This is a genomic window from Maribacter polysiphoniae (genome assembly GCF_003148665.1).
Classification (GTDB): Bacteria; Bacteroidota; Bacteroidia; order Flavobacteriales; family Flavobacteriaceae; genus Maribacter_A; species Maribacter_A polysiphoniae.
This window is the reverse complement of record NZ_QGGQ01000012.1, coordinates 102142-126392: the sequence shown is the minus strand read 5'-3', so window position 1 is coordinate 126392 and position 24251 is coordinate 102142. Positions and strand designations below refer to the sequence as shown.

General features: G+C 40.9%; 21 protein-coding genes. 6 read left to right on the top strand and 15 right to left on the bottom strand.

The genetic code is table 11. The features are described from left to right. Positions 1–58 precede the first annotated feature (58 nt). Complete coding sequence (locus tag LX92_RS19145; RefSeq protein WP_109654059.1) at positions 59–4396, bottom strand: CusA/CzcA family heavy metal efflux RND transporter; 4338 nt, start codon at positions 4394–4396, stop codon at positions 59–61. Positions 4397–4466: 70 nt separating this feature from the next. Next, a complete protein-coding gene (locus LX92_RS19140; RefSeq protein WP_223308421.1) occupies positions 4467–4808 on the bottom strand; it encodes a hypothetical protein in 342 nt (113 codons plus the stop codon). Between the two features lie 167 nt (positions 4809–4975). On the opposite strand from LX92_RS19140, the gene LX92_RS19135 reads away from it, so the two are divergent. Both LX92_RS19135 and LX92_RS19130 read left to right on the top strand, forming a co-directional pair. Beyond that, complete coding sequence (locus tag LX92_RS19135) at positions 4976–6559, top strand: sulfatase family protein (protein WP_223308420.1); 1584 nt, start codon at positions 4976–4978, stop codon at positions 6557–6559. A gap of 145 nt (positions 6560–6704) precedes the next feature. Further along, positions 6705–8039: a Gfo/Idh/MocA family protein gene (locus LX92_RS19130; RefSeq protein ID WP_109654056.1), complete on the top strand. Its 1335-nt coding sequence runs from the start codon at positions 6705–6707 to the stop codon at positions 8037–8039. 20 nt (positions 8040–8059) lie between these two features. Here the strand turns inward: LX92_RS19130 and LX92_RS19125 are convergent, their stop codons facing one another. The 6 genes from LX92_RS19125 to LX92_RS19100 all read right to left on the bottom strand — a co-directional run bounded on the left by LX92_RS19125 (position 8060) and on the right by LX92_RS19100 (position 13824). After that, positions 8060–9154: a family 20 glycosylhydrolase gene (locus LX92_RS19125; protein WP_109654054.1), complete on the bottom strand. Its 1095-nt coding sequence runs from the start codon at positions 9152–9154 to the stop codon at positions 8060–8062. Between the two features lie 187 nt (positions 9155–9341). Beyond that, entirely contained in the window at positions 9342–9983 is a 642-nt protein-coding gene (locus tag LX92_RS19120; RefSeq protein ID WP_223308419.1) for an SGNH/GDSL hydrolase family protein, read from the bottom strand. A 154-nt stretch (positions 9984–10137) separates the two neighbouring features. Further along, positions 10138–10776 carry a chloramphenicol acetyltransferase gene (locus tag LX92_RS19115; protein WP_109654050.1) on the bottom strand — a complete coding sequence of 213 codons (639 nt, stop codon included), beginning with the start codon at positions 10774–10776 and terminating at the stop codon, positions 10138–10140. After that, complete coding sequence (locus tag LX92_RS19110) at positions 10777–12261, bottom strand: S10 family peptidase (protein ID WP_109654048.1); 1485 nt, start codon at positions 12259–12261, stop codon at positions 10777–10779. A 94-nt stretch (positions 12262–12355) separates the two neighbouring features. Continuing rightward, positions 12356–13120 carry a TIGR02757 family protein gene (locus LX92_RS19105; protein WP_109654046.1) on the bottom strand — a complete coding sequence of 255 codons (765 nt, stop codon included), beginning with the start codon at positions 13118–13120 and terminating at the stop codon, positions 12356–12358. After that, a complete protein-coding gene (locus tag LX92_RS19100; RefSeq protein ID WP_109654044.1) occupies positions 13117–13824 on the bottom strand; it encodes an ABC transporter ATP-binding protein in 708 nt (235 codons plus the stop codon). The genes LX92_RS19105 and LX92_RS19100 overlap by 4 nt, the downstream gene beginning before the upstream one ends. A 198-nt stretch (positions 13825–14022) precedes the next feature. Here LX92_RS19100 and folE point away from each other — a divergent pair, with 198 nt between their 5' ends. Together folE and LX92_RS19090 are read left to right on the top strand one after the other, a co-directional pair. Continuing rightward, positions 14023–14622, top strand: a complete 600-nt coding sequence (gene folE / locus LX92_RS19095) for a GTP cyclohydrolase I FolE (RefSeq protein WP_109654042.1) — start codon at positions 14023–14025, stop codon at positions 14620–14622. Between the two features lie 71 nt (positions 14623–14693). Further along, on the top strand, positions 14694–15002 hold the full coding sequence (locus tag LX92_RS19090; protein ID WP_109654040.1) for a hypothetical protein: 309 nt from the start codon (positions 14694–14696) through the stop codon (positions 15000–15002). A 28-nt stretch (positions 15003–15030) separates the two neighbouring features. Here LX92_RS19090 and LX92_RS19085 read toward each other — a convergent pair whose 3' ends face one another. From LX92_RS19085 to LX92_RS19050, 7 genes are all read right to left on the bottom strand, one after another. Next, positions 15031–17286 (bottom strand): TonB-dependent receptor, encoded by a 2256-nt coding sequence (locus tag LX92_RS19085; protein WP_109654038.1) that lies wholly within the window; start codon positions 17284–17286, stop codon positions 15031–15033. Between the two features lie 425 nt (positions 17287–17711). Next, on the bottom strand, positions 17712–18017 hold the full coding sequence (locus LX92_RS19075; protein WP_109654034.1) for a DUF6787 family protein: 306 nt from the start codon (positions 18015–18017) through the stop codon (positions 17712–17714). Between the two features lie 30 nt (positions 18018–18047). Continuing rightward, complete coding sequence (locus LX92_RS19070) at positions 18048–18506, bottom strand: DUF6146 family protein (RefSeq protein WP_109654033.1); 459 nt, start codon at positions 18504–18506, stop codon at positions 18048–18050. 133 nt (positions 18507–18639) lie between these two features. After that, positions 18640–19275 (bottom strand): DUF937 domain-containing protein, encoded by a 636-nt coding sequence (locus LX92_RS19065; protein WP_109654028.1) that lies wholly within the window; start codon positions 19273–19275, stop codon positions 18640–18642. Positions 19276–19349: 74 nt separating this feature from the next. After that, positions 19350–20300, bottom strand: coding sequence for a D-2-hydroxyacid dehydrogenase (locus LX92_RS19060; protein WP_109654026.1), 951 nt, complete (start codon positions 20298–20300; stop codon positions 19350–19352). Between the two features lie 11 nt (positions 20301–20311). After that, positions 20312–21376 carry a 3-phosphoserine/phosphohydroxythreonine transaminase gene (serC, locus tag LX92_RS19055; RefSeq protein ID WP_109654024.1) on the bottom strand — a complete coding sequence of 355 codons (1065 nt, stop codon included), beginning with the start codon at positions 21374–21376 and terminating at the stop codon, positions 20312–20314. Between the two features lie 73 nt (positions 21377–21449). Continuing rightward, entirely contained in the window at positions 21450–22508 is a 1059-nt protein-coding gene (locus LX92_RS19050; RefSeq protein ID WP_109654022.1) for an acyl-CoA reductase, read from the bottom strand. A gap of 86 nt (positions 22509–22594) precedes the next feature. Between LX92_RS19050 and LX92_RS19045 the strand changes: the two genes are divergently transcribed. Both LX92_RS19045 and ychF read left to right on the top strand, forming a co-directional pair. Then, a complete protein-coding gene (locus LX92_RS19045) occupies positions 22595–22948 on the top strand; it encodes a 4Fe-4S dicluster domain-containing protein (RefSeq protein WP_109654020.1) in 354 nt (117 codons plus the stop codon). A gap of 178 nt (positions 22949–23126) precedes the next feature. After that, positions 23127–24221, top strand: coding sequence for a redox-regulated ATPase YchF (gene ychF, locus LX92_RS19040; RefSeq protein ID WP_109654018.1), 1095 nt, complete (start codon positions 23127–23129; stop codon positions 24219–24221). The last annotated feature ends 30 nt before the right edge of the window (positions 24222–24251 follow it).

The following is a 24251-nucleotide window of genomic DNA, read 5'->3' as shown; positions in this document are numbered from 1 at the left end:
TTTATTTTGTGTTTCGTACTATTCATTTTTATGTTCCCCGTTTTAAAATAGTTGCTGATCATAAGGTCAAATGATTTAAGGCAATAACGGTTTGGTTGTAATTGTTGAGATTCTCCAAATAGGATAATGTAATGCGATAGGCATTTTCCAAGCTTTGTATATATTGGAAAAAATCGATTTCCCCATTTTGAAAGCCAACCGAAGCGGTTTTCAATATTTCTTCGGAAAGGTGTTGTCCGTCGTTCTCGTAATAGCGCAATGTCTCCTCGTATTTACGGAGTTGCCCCATTAATTTTTCATGCTTTAGGTACAATTGGTTCTTATAATTCACCGATTCCTCTTTAGCCATATCCTTTGCGATTTTCGCAGCCTTGATTTTCGAGGCTTTGCCATTGAAGAGCAAAGGTATTTTCAGCCCCACCTGATAACCATATAGATGTTCCCCCAAACCGGAATTGGTGCCTTGGAAATAATCAAAATTGATATCGGGCAATAAGGATTGCTTTTCATAACCGCTTTTGGCCGTAAACCATTCATTTCTATGTTCATAAAGGGTTAAACCAATATTCTCGGAAATCCCTGCGGATTGCAATTCCAATTTATTTAAAGGCATATGGGCCACCTTGATGGGCTCATCGATCTGTATCGTTTTCTGCAGTTGTACTTGGGCCAATGTCACATCTTCCTTAGCCTGTGTATAAAGGGCTTGGAGTTCTTTTTGCTTGGCTTGTGCCGTGATCTTCTCTAAATAGTTTGTTTCGCCCAATTCGAACCTACGCTGCGAGGCATGTGCAAATTTCCGATAAATACTGTCTAAATACCGATATACCTGGGTTTTCTCCCGCTCGTACAATAATTGGTAATAGGCAGAGGCAATTTCACGCTCAAGTAGTTGTTTTTGCAGTTCAAAATTGCTTTCCTCCATACGCAAGTTTGCCTTGTTGATTCGCTTACCTGCAAAATAGACTGTTGGAAACAGGATACTTTGTTGTACCCCATATACGTTCAACGGTTTATCGTTAAAGGCCAGATTGTTTTGATCGTAGGAATAATAGACCTCTGTTTTATCAAAATCAAAGGCACTACCCACCAAGGCCTTGGAGGATTGGGTTTTAAGTTCAGCAGCCTTAAGACCCGCATTATTTTGCAATGCCAATGCCCTAATTTCATCAAAATGCAATCCTTTGTCCTGGCCATTGACCTGTACAGCCAACCCAATAAGCAGTAGAAAAATTCCTAAGCTTTTATTTTTTTTCTTTTTCAAAATACGCTTTGATTTGATTTTTGTGTCAAAAATGGCATATAGGACCGGCAGTACGATCAAAGTAAGAAGCGTCGCGGTAACAAGTCCTCCAATGACAACGGTAGCCAGTGGTCTTTGAACTTCAGCTCCTGCATTGGTAGAAACCGCCATGGGTAAAAATCCCAGTGCCGCCGCGGCCGCTGTTAGTAAAACCGCCCTTAAACGATCTTTAGTCCCTTTTTTTATACGGGCTTCAATATCTTCCATACCCTGTTCCTTTAATTCCTTAAAATGTTCTATGAGTACAATGCCGTTCAATACCGCAATACCAAAAAGCGCTATAAAGCCCACTCCTGCAGAAATACTGAAAGGCATGCCACGCAACCATAGCAAAAATACGCCACCGACAGCTGCAAGGGGAATTGCGGATAAGATCATCAACGCTTCCTTGATCGAATTAAAAGCAAAATAGAGCAAGATGAAAATGAGGACCAATGCTACGGGTACGGCTATTTTCAATCGATTTTTGGCACTTTGTAGGTTTTCAAACTGTCCGCCATAGGTAATGGTATACCCAACAGGAAGCTTTAATTGCGATTCAAGCTTATTTTGAACATCGGTAACCACGGATTGTAAGTCCCGATTACGCACATTGATCCCCACCACGATTCTCCTTTTTGTATCATCCCTTGAGATTTTGGCAGCTCCTTTGGTATAGGAGATATCCGCAACTTCATGCAATGGTATTTTTCCTCCAGAAGGTAAGTCGACATAAAAGTTTTTGATATCATCAATATTCCTTCTGCTTACATCATCCAACCGAAGGGCAAGATCAAAACGTTTTTCCCCTTCAAAGATGCTACCCATCGTACTTCCTCCAAAGCCCATGGAAATCACTTTGTTCAAATCACTGATATTCAATCCGTATCGGGCAATTTTCCCCCTTTTGAATTTTATGTTCATTTGTGGAAGCCCCGCTATTTTCTCGACACTGATATCGGCTGCTCCCTTAACATCTTGTATCAACCTTTTGATTTCATTTCCTTTTTTATTGAGGATATCCAGATCATCCCCAAAAATCTTAATGGCGATATCGGCCCGTACACCCGTAATAAGCTCATTGAACCGCATTTCTATGGGTTGGGTAAATTCCACTTCCATGCCAGGGATAATACCGAGGGCTTCCTTGAATTTATCGGCAAGTTCATCCTTTGAATCGGCAGACACCCATTCCTTCTTTGGTTTCAAGGTTATGATGACATCGGTTTCTTCCATAGACATGGGGTCGGTAGGAACTTCTGCAGCACCTATCCTGGTAACCACCTGGTCTACCTCAGGAAATTTTTCCAATAAGATCCTTTCAATTTGGGTAGTCGTCTCAATGGTCTTGCTCAACGATGTCCCCGTCTTGAGTATTGGTTGGATCACAAAATCACCTTCGTCCAAAGTGGGCACGAACTCCCCGCCCATGGTTGTGAAAAGATATATGGCCGACGCCAATAAAAGCCCAGCGATGGATAAAACCAATTTTCTACTTGCCAACGCCCATTTTATGGTAGGGGCATAAAGTAGATTTAGAAAGCGCATTAGGCGCACCGAAACATTCCTATCGGTAATCCGCGTTGGTTTCAATATTATGGATGAGATAACCGGAACATAGGTAAAACAAAGGAGCATGGCCCCGATCAACGCAAAACTAAAGGTCAATGCCATAGGTTTGAACATCTTACCTTCAACGCCACTTAATGAGAGGATTGGAATAAAGACAATAAAGATAATCAACTGTCCAAATATTGCGGAATTCATCATTTTAGAGGCACTTTGCAGCGTGATCCTGTCCTTGGCCTCTTGTACGTCTTTTTCGGACATTTGCATTAATTCCAGACGATTGGAGGTAATTTGAAAGGCAATGAACTCCACAATGATCACCGCCCCATCGATGATGATCCCAAAATCAATTGCACCCAAACTCATCAAATTGGCATCGACCCCAAAAATATACATGAGTGAAAGGGCAAACAACAGACATATGGGAATAACAGAGGCCACCACTAATCCCGATCTTAAATTACCTAAGAGCAGTACGACAACAAAGATAACGATAAGACACCCTAGAATAAGGTTTTCGGCCACGGTGAACGTTGTCTTTCCAATCAATGCACTACGCTCTAAAAATGGATTGATGTAAACTCCCTCTGGTAGCGTTTTAGAAATGGAAGCGACCCTGTCTTTGACGGCATCGATGACTTTTTTTGAATTGGCATCCTTGAGCATCATGACCTGCCCCAATACTTTTTCGCCTTCACCGTTACCTGTAATGGCTCCAAATCGGGTAGCACTGCCAAAACCTACACTTGCGATATCCTTGATTAAAATGGGAACCCCATCTTCATTTCTTACTACGATCTTTTCAATATCCTCCAATGAAGTTACAAGTCCTTCACCCCGTATAAAATAGGCTTGGTTGTTCTTTTCAATATATCCACCACCGGCAACGCTATTGTTATTCTCCAACGCATTGAAAATTTCACTGATAGAGATATTCATGGCATGTAATTTCTCCGTATTGATGGCTACTTCATATTGTTTTAGATAACCACCCCAAGTGTTAACTTCAACAACCCCAGGTATACCGGATAACTGGCGTTTTACGATCCAATCCTGGATCGTACGGAGATCCATGGCGGAATATTGATCCTTATAACCAGGTTTCGTATCCAAGACATATTGGTAAATTTCACCCAAGCCCGTGGTTATGGGTCCCATCTCCGGAGTACCAAATCCTTCTGGTATTTTTTCTGAAGCCGATTTTATTTTTTCGGCAATGAGCTGCCTGGGCAAATAGGTGCCCATGTTATCCTCAAAAACAATGGTCACCACGGAAAGTCCGAATTTGGATATGGAACGAATTTCCACGACGCCGGGTAAGTTTGCCATTTCCAGTTCAACAGGGTAGGTGATGAATTGTTCTATATCCTGGGTGGAAAGGTTCTGTGATGTCGTAATAACCTGTACTTGGTTATTGGTAACATCGGGTACTGCCCCGATAGGGATCTGTGTAATGGAAAACAGCCCGAAACATATTATAAATAGGGTTAGCAGAAGAACGAATAATTTATTCTTTATGCTGAATCGTATGATTTTTGTTAACATAATCCATGATAAAATGTGATACAAACCATCCAAGTCATTAATAACCAGGATGAACTAAATCAATTGGGGATTATGCTCGTTTGGGAGGTTGGAAAATATCTGATTTTTCTAAAAAGGAATAATTGTCCAGATAATAGTAATTGGTCGTATAATTAAAAACCGGAACCGTATTTATAACCGGAACCTGAAGTTTATTGATCATATAGACCACAATACTGTGCGAACAGCAATGATTGTTAAAGGGAAGTTGTTCGTGATCCTGTTTTTCTTCCTGATGATCTTGTGAATGCTCCACTTCCAAGGCACCATAATGTTTGGACAAAAAGACCAGAAAATTATCCCCGTATTTATCAGAATGAAACTGGGCATGTTCTATTAATTCGTCCATATGTGCCAAGTCACGAAAATCCATACCAAAACTTTGGATAAGGATCAATATTGATAACGATATGGACAAATATTTAGACATATGCTAAACAAAGATATACATTATTTAAATTTATAGGGAAACCCCTAATAGTTAAAGCTTATTCCATTATTCTTTTTATCTTGATGCTAAAATGCATAAGGATATAACACATGAAGTTTTTGATTGATTATCACCGATTTTTTTGCCTGCTTTTACTTCTTTTAACCATGGGCTGTGGCCCAAAACTGGGCAAAAACCAGAATAACCCCGAACCACCGAACATTCTCTTTATTCTCTCTGATGACCACACCTCCCAAGGTTGGGGAATATACGGCGGTATTTTGGAGGATTATGTACAAAATGGCAATATAGACCGTCTAGCATCTGAAGGAATGGTCCTGAACAATGCTTTTTGTACCAATAGTATATGTTCCCCAAGTCGTGCAAGTATTTTAACCGGACAGTACAGTCACCTGAACCAGGTGTATACATTAAGTGAACCCCTACCTAGAAACCATCCTAATATAGCTAGGACATTATCCAATAACGGCTACCAATCCGCAGTTATAGGAAAATGGCATTTGGTGGGAAAACCTGAAGGTTTTGATTATTATAACGTATTGCCGGGACAGGGTAGGTATTGGAATCCTATTTTCAAATCAGAAGAAAATTGGAGCGATGGCTATGATAGCAGTACAGGAACGGAACACGAAGGTTTTTCCACGGATGTGGTTACGGATTTAACCATTGACCACCTAAATAAGCGTGATAAGAACAAGCCCTTTTTAATGTTCTGTAATTTTAAGGCGACGCATGAACCTTTTGATTATCCTGAACGGTATAAAGACCTCTATAAGGATATCGATATCCCAGAACCCGAAAGTCTTTTGGATTTCGATCAGAACAATACCGGACGCACCTTTCATGGCCAAACCTTGGAACGATTGGCCATACGTTGGGAAAAGGCCACTAAGCATCCCGATGAATTTTGGACCGATTACCCGGGATTGCCATACCCCTTGGAAGGACTCGATAGTATTCAAAGACGAAAAAAAATCTACCAAAAACTAGTGAAGGATTTTATGCGTTGTGGCGCCGCAGTTAATGACAACATCGGGAAACTTCTCGATTATTTGGAAGAACAAGGTATCGCCGATAATACCATTGTGGTGTATACGGCAGACCAAGGTTATTTTTTGGGGGAACATGGCTTTTTTGATAAGCGGTTGATTTATGAGGAGTCTTTGAGGATGCCTTTTGTCATACGTTATCCCAAAGAAATTAAAGGGGGGCAACGATTGGATGACATCATTTTGAATATCGATTTCGCCGCCTTATTGGCTGACTACGCCGGAATTGAGAAACCAGCGTATATACAAGGAGTGAGTTTTAGGGAGAACCTTAAGGGCAACACCCCCAGTAATTGGCGTAAACAAATGTACTATCGGTATTGGTTGCACCATCCCGATCGACCTGCCCATTTTGGTGTTCGAAATGAAAGATACAAATTGGCATTATTTTACGGACAGGATTTGGGTATGAAGGGAACTTCAAAGGAAACCACGGAACCTGCATGGGAATTTTATGATCTTCAAAAGGATCCTAAAGAACAACATAATGCCTATGGTGAACTGGAGTATGGGACAATTATCAAGGAAATGAAATTGGCCATGCTGCAAGAGCGCGAAAAATATGGGGATACCGATGGGAACTATGACGTAATGAAATCGATTCTTGCCCGTGAATTTCAATAGTATTGATCAATGGGATACCCGCAATTGAATCGTGATTTGGTACGTTGGCTACTATCGTATTCAGTTTCAATGGTTTTTGTTGCTATTTCTAGTTTTTTGTAGTAGCTTTTGGGAAGGAAATATAGGCCATTTAAAAAACCCAATTATGGAAGAACCAACCGATACCACAAAAAAAGAAGGAGAAAATCACAACCCACTTTCCCGTAGAAAATTCTTGACCAATACGGCATTAACCGTAGGGGCGATCAGTATTGTTCCGCGGCATGTATTGGGGCGGGGTTTCATTGCGCCCAACGATAAGATAAACCTTGGTTTTATTGGACTTGGTAAACAAACCAACGGATTGGCCAAGCAATTTGTAACCAATACAAGTGCACAAATCGTAGCGGGTTGTGATGTGTGGACAACCAAGACCGCGGCTTTTCAAAAACACGTGGGCGAGTTGTATTCCGTTGAAAGAAAACGTAATGATTATAAGGGTATAACCAGTTATGCCGATTATAATGAATTGTTGTCCAGAAAAGATATCGATGCCGTGGTAATTGCCACCCCAGACCATTGGCACGCCATACAAGCCATGGATGCCATGCATGCGGGTAAGGATGTGTATTGTGAAAAACCATTGACCCATAGGATCACTGAGGGTATGGAATTAGTACAAACCACAAAAAAAACAGGTAAGATCCTGCAAACAGGGAGTATGCAACGATCTTGGGATGATTTTAGAAGGGCTTGTGAATTGGTTCGAAATGGTTATTTGGGTAAGATTACAAAGATTCTTGTTAATGTCGGTGATCCTGCCGTACCCTATAATATGAAGGAAGAACCCATTCCCGAAGAACTCGATTGGAATGGTTGGTGCGGACCTGCACCCCTTTTGCCCTACAATCACAGATTGGCACCTTCACGAAACGATGTGGATTTTTGGCCCGACTTTAGACTGTTCAGGGAAGTAGGTGGTGGAATTCTGTGTGACTGGGGAGCCCATATGTTCGATATTGCCCAATGGGCATTGGGAATGGACCACTCAGGTCCCGTCCGTTATATTCCACCTTCGGATAAGTCTTTGGTTCGAGGTTTACGTATGTTCTATGCCAATGGCGTGGAAATGGTGCATGAAGACTTTGGTAGGGGATGGGGCGTTCGCTTTATTGGAAGTGAGGGTACGATGGACATTAGTAGAAGCTATTTCGAAACCAATCCGGAACATATAAAAACAGCAATGCCCAAGGATTCGGATATCCGTCTTTATAATTCCAACGGCAATCATTACCAAGATTGGTTGGATGCAATCAAAAATAGGACCCAACCTATTTGTGATGTGGAGACCGGTCATCGATCTGCAAGTATCTGTAATATAGCGAACATCGCCTATCAATTGGGTCGTACATTGGAATGGGACCCTGAAAACGAGCAATTTAAGGGGGATGTTGAGGCCAATGCCCTACGTAGTCGGGTGAATAGGGAGTATGCCAAATAAAATGGCCCTCTTATATGTGATTATTCCAGTTTGCCATATGGGGATTCTATGGTTTTCATGGTGTTGACCATGGCCTTGAAACAAGTCACTGCATTTGCTTCATTCCCTGTTGATGCTTTTTGCTCTTCTATGAATTTTGTGGTGGATGACCAATAAGTTTGCATCATTCCGAGATAATGCGCAGCCATTTCCGGAGTGGAATTCATTTTAAAATCATGCATCATCTTCACTTGGTCCACTGCCACTTCGGGTTTGCGCCATGGACAGGTAATGACATCGAATCCCTTTATCGCAAAATAGGCAGCCGTGGGGAAGGCCTTCTCGTAATGCCAGTCACAAATAACAACGGATTTCGGGATCATATCAATGGCCCTGGCTGTATTATTCATCGAAGCTTCCCACATGCCAATATCCGTTTGGGCCCCGTCAATCAAACGATCACCCCAAATCCATAACCGTGCTCCCCGTTGGGATAAATGGTTATTGATTTTAATCAATTCACCGGCATATAAAGCCGCGGGATCCATCCCTTTACAACGTAGACAATTATCATCGGCCAAATAAAATACCTCGTCCATACCGGCATGAAAGGCGTCGGCTTCGAAAACATCCAAAATCTCATCCATCAAATCAAAAACTACCTCATGTACTTTGGGATGTAATGGACAGTAACTCTTACAATATAAGCCATCATCATTAGGCCAAACATAATTTTCTGGCAATGCAATATGTGGTGTTTCATCAAATTCCGGGTATACCTGTAGTAACTTGGTGTGTTCAGAATGCCAACTTTGATGGCCCAACAAATTTACTTGGGGGATTATATTGATATTTAGTGTTTTACACTTGTTTACGATTTGCTTGACTTGAATCTTACTTAAAGGGTTTTCCCCCCTTAATTCAGGTCTTGACTCATAGGCGTAATTATAATCTACCCTTAAAACCATGGTGTTGATTCCGTTAGGGGCCAGTTCATTTTCCAAAAAATCGATAAACGGCCCAACCTGATCCGATGGTGGGGCGGATATACAAAACCCCTTCACTTCAAAAGTATTTTGGGCAAGGAGGCACATAGATGGGGAAAGCAGTAAAAGGAAGAAAAATAAACGTTTCATAAGGCTCGGTATTTGTACTAAAATTACCAAAAAGAAATTACTATTGTTTCAAACCAGTAATTTGTTTTCCCCTTGCCTTATGATTTTAACCGGAATCCTTTTTTTTGTCGCCATCCCTTAAAAACAATTTTAAACGGTTCTTTTAACTCACCCAAGAGAGGTTGTTCGAATCATTATGAGTTCCTTATTAATTGGCCAAGGCTTTTGCAATTGCCGCTTCTGCCAAAGGAGCCATTACCTCATAACCCAATTTTGTGGGGTGGACTTCATCAAGGGCATATTTTTTGGGCAATCCGTTACGCCCATCGACCATGACCGAAAAGTAATCAAGATAGATATGACCTTTTTTTTCGGCATACGTACGCAACATACTATTCAATTTGATGATTTTTTTTGATGGTTCCAATCCGGGTTTCCAGGGATAGTCATAGGCGGGAAGTACCGAGGAAATGACCACTTTTATACCATGTGCCTCTGCCAATTCTGCCATTGATTTTATATTATCGGCAATCATTTCCAGTGTCGACGGACCTGTATTACCGGCAATGTCATTGGTGCCGGCCAGTATGACGACTACCTTCGGTTGTAAAGCGATAACATCCTGGCGAAACCTTACCAGCATTTGAGGGGTGGTTTGTCCACTTATTCCCCTGTTGATATATGGCTTGCCTTCAAAAAATTCCGGAACGGTATTGATCCAGCCAATGGTGATGGAATTCCCCATAAACACGACCCTATCCTCATCGGCACCAGGTAGACCTATTTTGGCATTGTCTGCCCTAAACTGTTCTAGATTTGCCCAGTCTTGGGCTTGAGAAACGTTTATCATTAAAAAAGCTATTAAAAGGACTATAGATTTCATAGAATTTGAAGGTAATTGGTTAAGCTATTAAAGGTACTGATTTCAAGAATATACCTACTCTGACAAACCCTAAAAAATTATCTTTTAGGAAACCTCCTAAAACGTATGTATTGGTTTTCCATTAAAAGAAATCGGAAGGGGCGGAAGCCATGGCCTCAAAATCCTGGAAGAATTGTCCTATATGCCTACCATCCACTATGGCATGGTGGGCCTGTACCGATAAAGGCATCAAGGTTTTTCCGTCCTGTTCAAAAAATTTTCCCCAAATAATTCTCGGTACGCTGTCGGAAGGATGGTAATGCATAGCATGCTGAATGCTCGTAAAACTCACCCAAGGAAAAGTGGACATGAATAAAAAATCATCACGTCCTATTTCATCTTCCAAGGAAGGATTCGTTTTCATGTTTTCCATAATCGTGGAAGCCTTATCAAAAAACATGCTTGAATCGTATGAGAAGTCCACCGAACAGAAACTAAAAACATCCGCGACATCGGTCGACACCGTAAAAGAAGGATGTACCAAAGGGTGTTCCACAACTTTATCCCCTCGAATACGCCATCTAAATTCAGGGATTTCATTGGCCGTTCGGGCCAATAAATAGACCATACCGATATTTATTGGAAATTTATTATCCTTCAGGAAGGGGAGTAGTCTGCTAATTTCAACATTGGCGGTAATGTTGAAATGCGGATGGTTCATCTCCCGGAAAAAATCAAAATGCTTTTTGCGATGCGGGTTGCTAAAATCTACTGTTTTCATTCAATATTTAGCGCTTTTGCCATTAGACATTGTTCGTTTTATAAAGGCTCTTATATCCTCATTGGCCTTTTGCAGGTCCTCTTTTCTCAAGTACATCATATGTCCACTGCGATAGCCCTTAAATTCGAAGCGATCTTTCATACGACCACTGGGGTCCACTTGCCACATGGTGTATTTAGCATTGAAATAGGTGGTGGCACCATCATAATACCCCGATTGTATCAAAACATTCAAATAGGGGTTTTGGGCCATGGCCTGACGAAGATTCTCCCTAGTATTGTCGTTTTCATTGTTCCATGGGTGAACAGGCCCGAACATATTGTATTTAATATCGGTCTTAAAATTCAATTCTTCCTGCAAATAGTAGTTGATGGCAGGGGTGAAACTGTGCGACCAAGAGGATATCTCTGCATTATAGTCGGGTCGCCCACCGAACATTTGACGGTCTATTCCTAAATACCGTGAGTCTAACCTACCGGTGGTATAACCTTCATCCTGCAACAGATGTTTCCAAAAATACCGTGTTGATACGACCAAATTCTGATCAAGGATTTCTTTTTCGGACAATCCTGAATAGTAGGCCATTTTTTTGGCAACAGCGTTCTTTTCAGCGTTGTCTATAAATCCTCCCTTACTAAGGGCGGGAATCAATGTATTCAATGTAAATTCCTCGGTTTCGGGTAAGATTTCAAGGAGGTCTTTTTGTTGCAATGCAGCAGGTAATTTTTTATGATGCCAAGCCGTTGCGGTGAAATAGGGTAGGCTAATGGCGTCTGAAACCGGTCCTCCTTTTCGTATAACCTTATAATCCGCTGGGGAGACCATAATCACCCCATTCAAATACATCCATTGCTGGTTTTGCAAGGCCAAAGAAAGTCCCATAACCCTTGTACCACCATAACTTTCCCCAATAATGTATTTTGGGGAACGCCACCTATTGTTACGGGTAACAAAAGTGTTCAACCATTCCGCCAAATATTTAATATCGGCATTTATTCCGAAAAATGTATCCCGGTCAACTTCCTTACCTGTTTCCGGAATGGTACGTGAATAGCCCGTATTGGCAGGATTTACGTAGACAATATCGGTCACGTCCAGGACGGAAAAGGGGTTTTCCTTTACACCGTATGGCTGTACAGGATACCCTTCATCATCAATTTTAAGCATTCTCGGACCGGTATATGCCAAGTGCATCCATACCGAAGCGGACCCAGGACCACCATTAAAGGATATAAGCAACGGTCTGGATGCACGATCCTTTACATTATTCTTGGTATAATAGGTATAATGCAATGCTGCTATAGGTTTTCCAGATTCATCCCAAACGGGTTGTGTTCCCGTTTTTGCCGTGTAATTCAAAGGACTTCCATTTATGGTAACACTATGCTGTGTGGTCACAACGGTATCAACGGGAAGTTTACGTTCTTGGGCATGCACTAGGCTAAAGCCTACAAGCAGACTTAAAATAACTAAAGTTCTTTTCATTGTATTCCTGAATTTGGTCAGGATTAAAAGTAGGGAATTTGTATGGAAAAACCCATTGGTTTACCCGACTTACGAATGAAGAATAGGGGAGAAACTAGAATTTTTCAAAAACCCCAAGTCCAAATAGTGCAAAATCATATTTTACGGGATCATCGGGGTCTAATTTACGAAGTGCGGTATCCAATTCCATAAGCGCCTTGGCATCATTCTGCTTACGTTGTAATAATCCGAGTTTTCTGGCTACATTACCAGAATGCACATCCAACGGACAGGAAAGTTGTTTGGGGTGGATTTGCGTCCATAAACCGAAATCCACACCCGTTGATGCATCCCTGACCATCCATCGTAAAAACATATTGATACGCTTGGCTGCCGATCCTTTCAAAGGGTCCGAGATGTGCTTGGTGGTTCGTTGTTCGTGGGGTAATTCAAAAAACACCTTCTTAAAGCCCGATATGGCATTTTGTACCGAGTTGGCATCGACATTGGCAGCAAATACGGCCTCCATTCCTCCATGGTTTTGATAAATATGCCGAAGGCTATGAATAAAATACGTTAGGTCCCTACTATTAAAAGTGCGGTGAACAAATCCATCAAATCTTTCAAGGTCATTCGGCCTATGGTTCATGATGAAATCATAAGGGGAATGATCAAGCAAGTCCATCATTCTTCTGGCATTGTTGATAATGCTTTTGCGATTTCCCCAGGCAATGGTCGCCGTCAGGAAGCCACTGATCTCTATATCTTCCTTTACGCTGAAAGTATGTGGAATTTGAATGGGATCACTATCCAAGAATTGTACCTGGTTGTATTCCTCAACCTTGACGTCCAAAAACTCCTTAAGCTCTTTTTGGGTCATAGTAAGGGCCTATTGGTAAAATCGGTCCATTCAATGCCCGTTGCATCGGTAATAAGGCCATCTACCATGGTAAGTTTGCGATCGGCCAGATCCGCCAATTCCTTGTTATGGGTTACAATAACAAAGGTTTGACCGAATTTATCCCGCAATTCAAAAAACAATTTATGTAGATTATCGGCACTCTCGGAGTCCAGGTTTCCACTGGGTTCATCAGCGAAGATTACTGAGGGGTTGTTGATCAAGGCCCTTGCAACGGCAACGCGTTGTTGTTCCCCTCCTGATAATTCATTGGGCTTGTGGTGAAGGCGATGGGCAAGTCCCAAAAACTCCAATAATTCCTTCGCCCGTTTTTCTGCTTGGTTCCGGGGTGTCTTTTTAATGAACGCAGGAATACATACATTCTCTAGCGCAGTAAACTCAGGTAATAATTGATGAAATTGAAAAATAAAACCAATATTCTCGTTTCGGAACCTTGCGATTTCATTGTCTGATAAATCAGTGACTTCCACACCCTTTATCAATAACCTACTGTCTACCTTGTTACTTTGGACATCCAAAGTGCCCAAAATTTGTAGGAGGGTGGTCTTTCCTGCACCCGAAGGCCCCACAATAGAGACGATTTCACCCGATTTAATATGTAGGTCTACTCCCTTTAATACTTGTAAATCCCCATAAAACTTTTGGATATTGGTGGCTTGGATCATTGATGCTTTTTTTACAGTTCGAAAATTAATCAATAGCCAAGACATACCAAAACAACCCGGTAGATAACAATACTGTTTTCTTGTTTTATTTTAATGAATTAAGCGTTAAATTGTCATCCTATAATCTTTACGGGGAAAACAGGTCCTTAAAAGGGGGAAAACGCACTTAGCGAACAACGTAAATAACAAAATCACAAAATGACACCATATAGAAGTTTTGAGGAATATGATTTGGAAATCACCAAGGATGTTCAAGAACGGTATGCTAAAATAATTGAGGAAATAGGGGAGGACGTCTCACGCGAGGGATTAATGAAAACCCCTGAAAGAGCGGCAAAGGCCATGCTTTTTCTTACCCAAGGCTATGAGCAGGATGCGGCACAGATTTTAAAGAGTGCCATGTTCAATGAGTCGTACAATGAAATGGTCATTGTAAAGGATATTGAACTGTACTCCCTTTGTGAACATCATATGTTGCCCTTTTTTGGGAAAGCACATATAGCTTATATTCCTGACGGACAAATAGTTGGTCTTAGTAAGTTACCGCGCATCGTTGATGTATTTGCACGTAGATTACAGGTTCAGGAACGATTAACCGAACAAATATTGGACTGTATCAACGATACCTTAAAGCCCCAAGGTGTTGCCGTGGTGATCGAGGCTTCACATATGTGTATGATGATGCGGGGTGTACAGAAACAAAATTCGGTAACCACTACCTCGGGATTCCGGGGAAGTTTTGTAAAAGAAGAGACCCGAAACGAGTTTTTGAAGTTGATCAGCTCAAGCCTGTCCTAGGACGTACAACCAAATATTCCCAAAATTGGCATTCTTATTGCTATGTGAATAATGGATCTATAATTTAAGAAATGTCAAAAAACAAAGATAAAAAATACAAAACCCTATTATTGGGACTATTGTTCGACGGTATTGGAATGTTGTCGTTCGCCGTACCTTTTATAGGGGATTTTTCCGATATTATTTGGGCCCCGTTGGCAGGATGGTTAATGACCCGATTATACAAAGGTAAAATTGGTCAAGCAGCTGGGTTGGTTACGTTTGTCGAGGAAATCATACCAGGATTGGATGTAGTTCCGACATTTACGATCATGTGGATTTACACCTATTTGATCAAAGGCACAAAAAAAGGAAAGACAATCGATATCAAAACTGATTGATCATCTTTCCTTATTCCTTGATTATATTTTAAAAAGGTATGCTTACCGCCATTGAAATGTTCCTTCCAATATTTGCGATCGAATCGGTTTTTAAGCGGGACAAATGCGAAATATAGGTTTTATCAAAGATGTTATTGGCGCTCAATCTTACCTCGATAGGTTGTTTGTTGAACAAGAAAGTACCTCCCAATCCTAAATCCACCAAATTATAATTATCTGAAGGGGTTTCAAATTCATCTACCTTATTTTGCTCAAAAATGGATCTGAGCGTTATAAAGGCATATTCATCGTTCAGCCAGGTTGATTTACCAGCTCCTTCCACCCGAATCGTATTCACTAATTTATTTGCAGGGATCAGCGGAAGATATTCATCATTTTTGCGTTTTCCGATTACGGTTTCAAAACTACTATCATAATGCAACCAATCTATCGGATGTGGGTGTAAATGAAACCCGATTTCACCGCCATAGAGTTTGGCATCTTCCTGTACATAAGCGAAAACATCCGCCTCGTCTATGATTTCCCCATTTGGTTGAATAAAAATGTAATCATTGATATTGTTGTAAAATCCGTTTACAAAAAACTCTATGTGTTTGTTGGTATACTCCAATGAAATATCGGTTTGGAAATTTTTCTCATGGTTTAAGTCCGGGTCACCGATTTCATAACGGTTTGTTCCTTCATGCGTTCCGTCAGAAGTCAATTCAGCTAAGTTCGGTGCACGGAAGCCGGTCGCCAAATTGATCCTTGTGGTCACTTTGTTGAACAATTCCAATTTATAGCCCAAAGCCGCATTGAAACTATTAAAACTTCGGTCAAGAATTTCCGATGTAAGCTCCATAGGCTCTTCTGAGCTAATGTTCCGATGGTCGTAACGCAGTCCTAACTGCAATCCATTTCGTTTTTCAAAATGAACGTGCGAAGTTGCCAAAACACCGATATCATTGGTTTTGGCATCAGGTATCAATACTTCCTCGCCAAAATTGCTGTTGGTTTGGTGCATACCCTGTACGCCGATTATCGTTTCAAACTTACCTAATTCCGGCAAGTGATATTCTGCATTATAACTGAAAGTAGAGAGGTTCATGTCTAGGGCGGGGCCTTCCTCATGTACCTCCTCTTCATGTTCTTCTTCCCCTTCTTCCCCATGATCATGTTCCTCCTCAAACTCCTTTCTCTTGTTCATGATATAACCCAATGAAACGTTGAGACTGGAATTTTTAAAATAGATACCGGTTTTTGAACTCAGAATATGATTGTCTATTTGTTGATAAGGCAACTCTGGGTCACGATCTTTTTCCTGTACCCCGATTTCCTCAGGGATTCCCAATTCTGTTGAATTAAAATTATACCGCAACTCTGTCTTTATGCTACTGGACTGATAACCCAATCCTGTTTTAAGGTCATATTCATTGAACCTCGAATTGGTCAATCGTTCACCATCACCGGTCTTATAGTCGATATGGGAGGCGTAGCTTCCCCTTAAAAGGAACTTGAGTTTATCTGTTGATGTTTTAATTCCGGCATTCGCCCCTAAACCTTGTGTATTGGTAAAATAATTTAAATTCACATCTCCCTCCGTGTTATTCGGTTGTGCGAATTTTTCGGGATTGAAGTAAAGTACGCCACCCATGGCATCCGAACCGTATAGCAGGGAAGCAGGTCCTTTAATGACCTCTACACTTTCCAATCCAGCGTCATTGATACCCAAACCATGTTCACTTCCAAATTGCTGGTTTTCAAGACGCACTCCTTGGGCATAAACCAAAACCCTATTCGCACTGAGGCCACGTATTACGGGTTTGCCTATACCAACGCCAGTGGTAATACTCTCTACTCCGGCAATATTTGAAATACCCTCGGAAAGCGTTATTGCACCATTCCCCTTAAGCTCCTTGATATCGGCTCTTTCCACCTTCATGACATTCTCACTTTGTAATTTGTGAAAAGGCGTAGATACGATGATCTCCTCCATTTCTATAGCCGAAGGGACCAATGCTATTTGCAAGGGGCCGGTATGGGAAGAAATCGCCATTTTCTGTTCAAATGTTTCAAATCCTAAAGAGGATATGACCAATTCAAAATTTCCATTGGGAATATTGGTGATTTCAAAAGAGCCATTGGTATTCGTCGCAGTCCCTTTTTCCAACTCTGGAAAATAAATGGAAACCTGACTTAAAGGGGTACCGTCCTCTGCATTGGTAACGGTACCGATAATTGTATTTTGGGCCATACCCGTATAAAAGGATAAGGCCATAATCATGATTAGCAAAGTATGCTTCATAATGTTATGGATTAAAAATTAAAAAAATAAAATAATCTAGAACGCTACGAAGTTGTGGGGGGGGGCCCTAAGGGCAAAATGAAGTTTTTGGTACTTACTTAAGAATGTATAGTGGTATGTGATCTTACTTGGTGTATCAATAACCAGTGGGGCAGGAATAAATACTATTGGAGTGGAACATAAAGGCGAAAGATTGAAATCATGGAAAACACAATCCAATTCCACTTCATGCATATGTAATTTCCCTACTTGGAAGCACTTTGTACTTTTATGACCGTTTAAGGCATGGGAAATCTTAATTATGGATGGTACACATAAGAAAACCACCAATAGCATAGCCATTAGGGACATTGATTTCTTATGCTTAATTAAGTTCATTTTTCAAAGTTAACTAATAAACAACCTGTAAAACTGTTAAGAAAAGTTTAATTATCCAGGAGAAAACCCAAACCGAGCCTTCGCAACATTTTCTTTTCCATATTCCAGAAAAATTTGAACTGACCAAAAAGCCATCCAAAGGCAATTAACAGAACTTGATAGGTTGGAAATATTATCAATATCCGAATTATCCAATATATCCAAGGATTTGTTGTATCACGATGCAACCCAAGAAATTCGATAAGGGGTGCTGCAATTTTAACCGCTGTTGAACCGGTTATGGCGAACACGATAAAAATAACCACGATTTGAAAATTGGAATTTATGCCCCAACGTTTCTTCAATTTTTCCATGCAAAATTTTAAAAGCAGCTAATATACCCCTTAAATCCGAGGTAAAAAAGGGCCTAGTCTTTGGTTGTATTTACGTTGAAAATATATAAAATAATTGTAAAGTTTATAGTTTACATCATAGCCATAATCAATGTTAGGGGAATAATCGATTTGCATTTCATATAAGTTCGGGTCGAACCTTTGTGGCTGAAGTACACGTTGGTTCCACTCCTGCACATAAATATTGTTTCTGTTTTCTAGAAACGATTGGGAATAGTACCCTTCTGGTTTTGCGATGCTTTTCAACCAAAAATCATATCCAGGTTCAATAATGATGATTTCATAGCCCACGGTATCACTGGCTATTTTAATGGTATCACCCTCTTTTTGGGAAAATGCTATTTTTTCATCCTCGGATATGTCCACCACTTCCTTGGTACTACCACAACTACTTGCAATGACCATCACTAAAATCAATACACCGAAAATTTTATAACATAAATGTTTCATGGCACTAATTGTTTTTACATGATTATTCAGTCCTTTTAAGCGATTGAACCTTACAACCTTATGCTTGTTTTAAGATACAAAAAAAACCGCTTAGGAATTAAGCGGTTTCATACTCATTGAGATTCATCTCGTTTTATTTTCCAAAAAGGCCACCGAGCAATCCGCCCAAGCCACCTTTCTTCTTGCTACCACCCATTACCATACCGGCAACGTCATCAAGAATACTGCCGTCTCCGTCAGCATCCAATAAAGTAGTGATCAAGCTTTGGTTTTCTGCAGGTTGACCACCCAACATACCTCCTAAAAGACTATTTAAGCCATTGGCATCACTAACATTACTTTCTGATTTCTGTTTGGCTAGGAATCCCATCACAATAGGCGCCGCAATTTTTAAAATGCTCGCAACAGAACCTGCATCCAATCCAGATTTTTGGCTCAAGGCACTTTCTACCTGTGGTTGTTTATTTCCAAAGACGTGACCCAAGATACCGGCACCATCACTCATAACGGAATCATCGACACCTCCACCAAATAATCCACCAAGGTTATCCAAGATAGACCCGTCGTGTTTGGAAGAAAGTGCACTCATTAATCCTTCGGCTCCTTGTGGAGAAGAGGATACATTTTTTTTCATGGCACCCAAAATCAAAGGCATGGCCATACTCATTACATCAGCGGTTTTATTTTCAGGTTGACCCGTTTGGCCAGCAACACCGCTAATAAGTTGTTTGCCCATTGGGCTGTTTAGTAAATCTAATAATCCAGACATGTTATAGTTAATTTTAATATTGGTGCCGTAATGTACAAAAAAGCAATTAAGTATCTATTTCCTTAACTATAATCTTATTTCAAAAGAGCAATAATCTGTGTGGCCAATTCACTTCCTATCCGGTCTTGGGCCTCTCCTGTGGCAGCCCCAATATGTGGTGTCAACGATATTTTAGGGTGCATTAGGATTTTTATTTCGGGTTTAGGTTCTGACTCATATACGTCCAAACCTGCAAAAGACACCTTTTCTTCTTCCATGGCCTCTACAAGGGCGACTTCATCGATAACCCCTCCACGGGCTGCATTTACGATACCCACTCCATCCTTCATCATATCGAAGTCACGTTTACCAATAACATATTCCTTTTGGGCAGGTACATGCACTGAGATGAAATCCGCTTGTTTTAAGAGTTCTTCCTTTGATATGCCCTCAAAATCAAATGAAATCGATTGTCCGTCATAGAATTTTACCGCAATGCTCGACTTTTCAATATAGGGGTCATAATAGACCACGTTCATACCAATTCCCAAAGCAATTTTGGCGGTAGCTTGGCCAATTCTCCCAAAACCTATGATTCCTAGGGTTTTTCCCCTTAATTCGGTACCACCGGCATAAGCCTTTTTAAGTTGCTTAAACTTACTATCCCCGTCTAAGGGCATATTTCTATTGGCATCATATAAAAAACGTACACCACCGAACAAATGGGCAAAAACCAATTCAGCCACAGATTCCGAAGATGCTGCAGGCGTATTGATGACATGGATACCTTTTTCCCTGGCATAGGCCACATCAATATTATCCATTCCTACCCCGCCACGTCCGATCAATTTCAGGGATGGACATGAATCGATAATATCTTTTCCGACTTGTGTGGCACTACGGACCAACAGTCCTACAATACCATTGTCATTGATATATTTGATCAGTTGTTCTTGGGCTACAGTCGTTGTATTTACTACAAAACCTGCAGCTTCAAGCTCATTTATACCTGTTTGGGAGATACCATCGTTTGCTAAAATATTCATTTGATATAAGATTAACCTTTTCGTTCCATTTCACTCATTACATCAACCAATACCCCAACACTTTCAAGTGATAGGGCATTGTACATAGAGGCTCTATAACCGCCTACTGAGCGATGTCCGTTAAGTCCATTGATTCCTGCTTCCTTCCAGAGGGCATCAAAGGTGTCCTTTAGTTTACTGTCAGTGAGGTTAAAGGTCGCATTCATGTTCGAACGGTCTTCTTTTTTGGCAAAACCTTCAAATACCGGATTCAAATCAATTTCAGAATATAATAATTGTGCTTTTTTCTCATTGATTTCCTCAATGGCAGCAATGCCACCCAGGTTTTTAAGCCATTCCAAGGTCAGCATTGAAGTATACACTGCGAAAACAGCAGGTGTATTGAACATACTGTCCTTACTTATATGTACCTTATAATCCAACATTGAAGGGATTTCCCTAGAAACTTTACCGAGAATATCTTCCTTGACCACTACCAATGTTGTACCTGCTGGACCCATATTTTTTTGTGCCCCGGCGTAAATTAGATCAAACTGGGAGAAATGCAATTGTCTCGAGAAAATATCAGAACTCATGTCACAGACCAAAGGAATGTCCACTTTCGGGAATTTTTTCAGTTGGGTACCGAAAATGGTGTTATTGGACGTTAGATGCAGATAATCCAAACCATCGGGTATGGTATACCCCTTAGGTATATAATTGAAGTTCTCATCTTTAGAGGAGCCTACTTCAATGACCTCTCCAAACAGACGTGCCTCCTTTAATGCCTTACTACTCCAAGTACCGGTGTTCAAATATCCCGCTTTTGTCTCAAGTAGGTTATAAGCTACCATTAAAAATTCGAGACTGGCACCGCCTTGTAGAAACAGTGCTTTATATCCTTTGCCTTCCAACCCCAAAAGCTCCAAGGCAAGGTTGCGTGCTTTCTCCATCACTTCCACAAAATCCTTGCTTCGATGCGAAACCTCGATCAAGGAAAGTCCAGATCCATTAAAATCCATTATAGCCTCAGAGGCTTTTAGGAAGACCTCCTGTGGCAAAACACATGGGCCGGCACTAAAATTATGTTTTTTCATCTATGCTTGTAGTTTAGGGTTCAAAGATCATCAATTATATGGTAAAAATCAGTACGATTCACAATAAAATGGACTATGTTTTTAACAGGAATTCAACAGTGTCAACACCATCGGCATAGTCCCTTAACGCAGGTTTCTGTGTTTTTCCAAAGTCCACTTCATCCTCGAATAGACCATTGGCCACTACACATTGCATCTTCTCTTTATTCGTTTTGATATGATGTTTAAGTCCATCAATTGAATCATATTCCTCATAAAACAATGTGGCGATAGGAGAGGAGTAACTCGGGTCTTCCTTAAGCATCAAGAATCCGTTTTCAAGGATTTTAAATTCACTCATCAAATAAACCGCCTTATTATAATCGTAATTGTTCGCGTACTTTGCTTGATTGATTATGGGATTGTAATCATAGATCGCCTCGAAAAAAGGGTCAAATCGATATCCCTTGGGCACAAAGACCTTTGATACACTCCTACAACCCAATCCGTAATATCTGAAAATGTCCTCGCCCAAAGCAGTGAGCTGTTCTTTGGATTCCTTACCCGTGAGAACCGCCACGGAATTCCGATTCTTTCTTATAATATGGGGTTTATGGCTAAAATAATGCTCAAAATAACGGGCCGTATTATCACTTCCCGTGGCGATGACCGCATCAAAATGCTCCAATTTGCCATCAGTAAAAGTAATCTCATTTTTAAGGGCAGGGGATTGCTCGATCAAGTAATTGGCAATAAAAGGTAACAAAACCGCATCATTGGAAGATAACTTCACCAATGCCCTGTTGCCCGACAACAGGACGGAAAGAAAATCGTGAAATCCTACCAAGGGAATGTTTCCCGCCATGATCAAAGCCACTGTTTTGCGGTTGGGTCTTTCAATAGGATAGTCCGACAACCATTCCTTGAGATTTTCAGAGGTCAATAATTCGCCCCAACTTTCCATGGCAAACAATATATTTTCCGCTGTAAACCAACCATTTTTGTGACCGGCCAAGGTAATGACCTCTTGCGTCCTTTGCCCCAAATCTTTATTGAAGCTTATCGCCTCAGGTTTTTTACAGTATTCGGAATATTCCCGAAAGAATTTTCCAAGTTTAATAAAAGCATTTATTCTTTCCGCTTGGTCCGTCATAATATTTGTAAAGAAATGAATAAGGGTTTACCTTTGGGCAAAAATAAGAATGCTGAAGCGAATTCAGTTTAAAAGAGAAAAAAATTATGGCAATAATTATTACAGATGAATGTATAAATTGTGGGGCGTGTGAACCGGAGTGCCCCAATACTGCAATTTATGAGGCAGCTGATGATTGGCGTTACAGTGATGGCACCTCATTAAGCGGGGATGTTGTTTTGCCTAATGGAAAGGCTATAAATGCAGACGAGGTTCAAGAACCGATCAGTGATGAATATTATTATATAGCACCCGATAAGTGTACCGAATGTAAAGGATTCCATGATGAACCCCAGTGTGCTGCGGTTTGTCCTGTAGACTGTTGTGTGCCCGATGATGAGCACAAGGAGACTGAGGACGAATTGTTGGCCAAACAAAGATTCATGCATCCTGAGGACTAACGTTGACCCTTATGGTCTTACCGTTAGGTATAAAACTTAAATTAAAACCAAGAAATAGGCCCGAACGACATTGTTCGGGCTTTTGTTTTGCCCTAAAAGGGTCAATAATCATTTGAAAAACTATCTTTGCACACGATTTTGAAAATAGATTAGTTTTCAACCCTGAAATGTCTTTAATATGAAAGCAGGTATTGTAGGATTGCCAAATGTGGGAAAATCCACCTTATTTAATTGTTTGTCAAACGCAAAGGCGCAAAGTGCGAACTTTCCGTTCTGTACTATTGAACCCAATATTGGTGTCGTCAATGTTCCTGATGCCAGATTGGGGAAATTGGAAGAACTCGTTGTTCCCGAAAGGGTGTTACCGGCCACGGTAGAGATCGTTGATATCGCAGGTTTGGTAAAAGGGGCAAGTAAGGGGGAAGGACTCGGAAACCAATTCTTGGGAAACATTCGTGAAACCGATGCCATTCTTCACGTGCTACGTTGTTTCGACAATGATAATATTGTTCATGTAGATGGTTCGGTTGATCCCATTAGGGACAAGGAGACCATTGATATGGAGTTGCAGTTGAAAGACCTTGAAACGGTGGATAAGAAGCTCGACAAGGTTAAAAGAGCCGCTAAAACCGGAAATAAGGAAGCCCAAAAAGAGGAGGCGGCGCTTTTGAAGGTCAAAGAGGGATTGGAAGCGGGAACATCCGTTCGTGCCCTTACGTTTTCTGATGATGAAAAAAAGGAATACATAAGACCTTTACAGTTCATTACCGACAAACCGGTAATGTATGTATGCAATGTAGATGAAGAAGGGGCCGTATCAGGTAATGCCTATGTTGACAGGGTGAAGGAAGCAGTTGCCAATGAGAAGGCCGAAGTAATATTTCTTGCCGTTGGTACCGAAGCGGATATTACCGAGTTGGAAACTTATGAAGAACGTCAAATGTTCCTGGAAGATCTTGGACTTTCAGAACCCGGTTCGGCAAAATTGATTCGTGGCGCCTATAAATTATTGGATTTGGAAACCTATTTTACGGCAGGTGTCAAGGAGGTTCGGGCCTGGACTATTCCCGTAGGTGCAACCGCACCACAGGCAGCAGGGGTTATCCATACCGATTTCGAAAAAGGTTTCATCAGGGCAGAGGTCATCGCATATGAGGATTATGTGAAGTATGGAAGTGAAGCAAAGGTTAAAGAGGCCGGGAAAATGCGCGTTGAAGGAAAGGATTATATTGTTCAGGATGGGGATATTATGCATTTTAGATTCAATGTTTAATACAACTTATCGTTCCTATTACTTTTGATC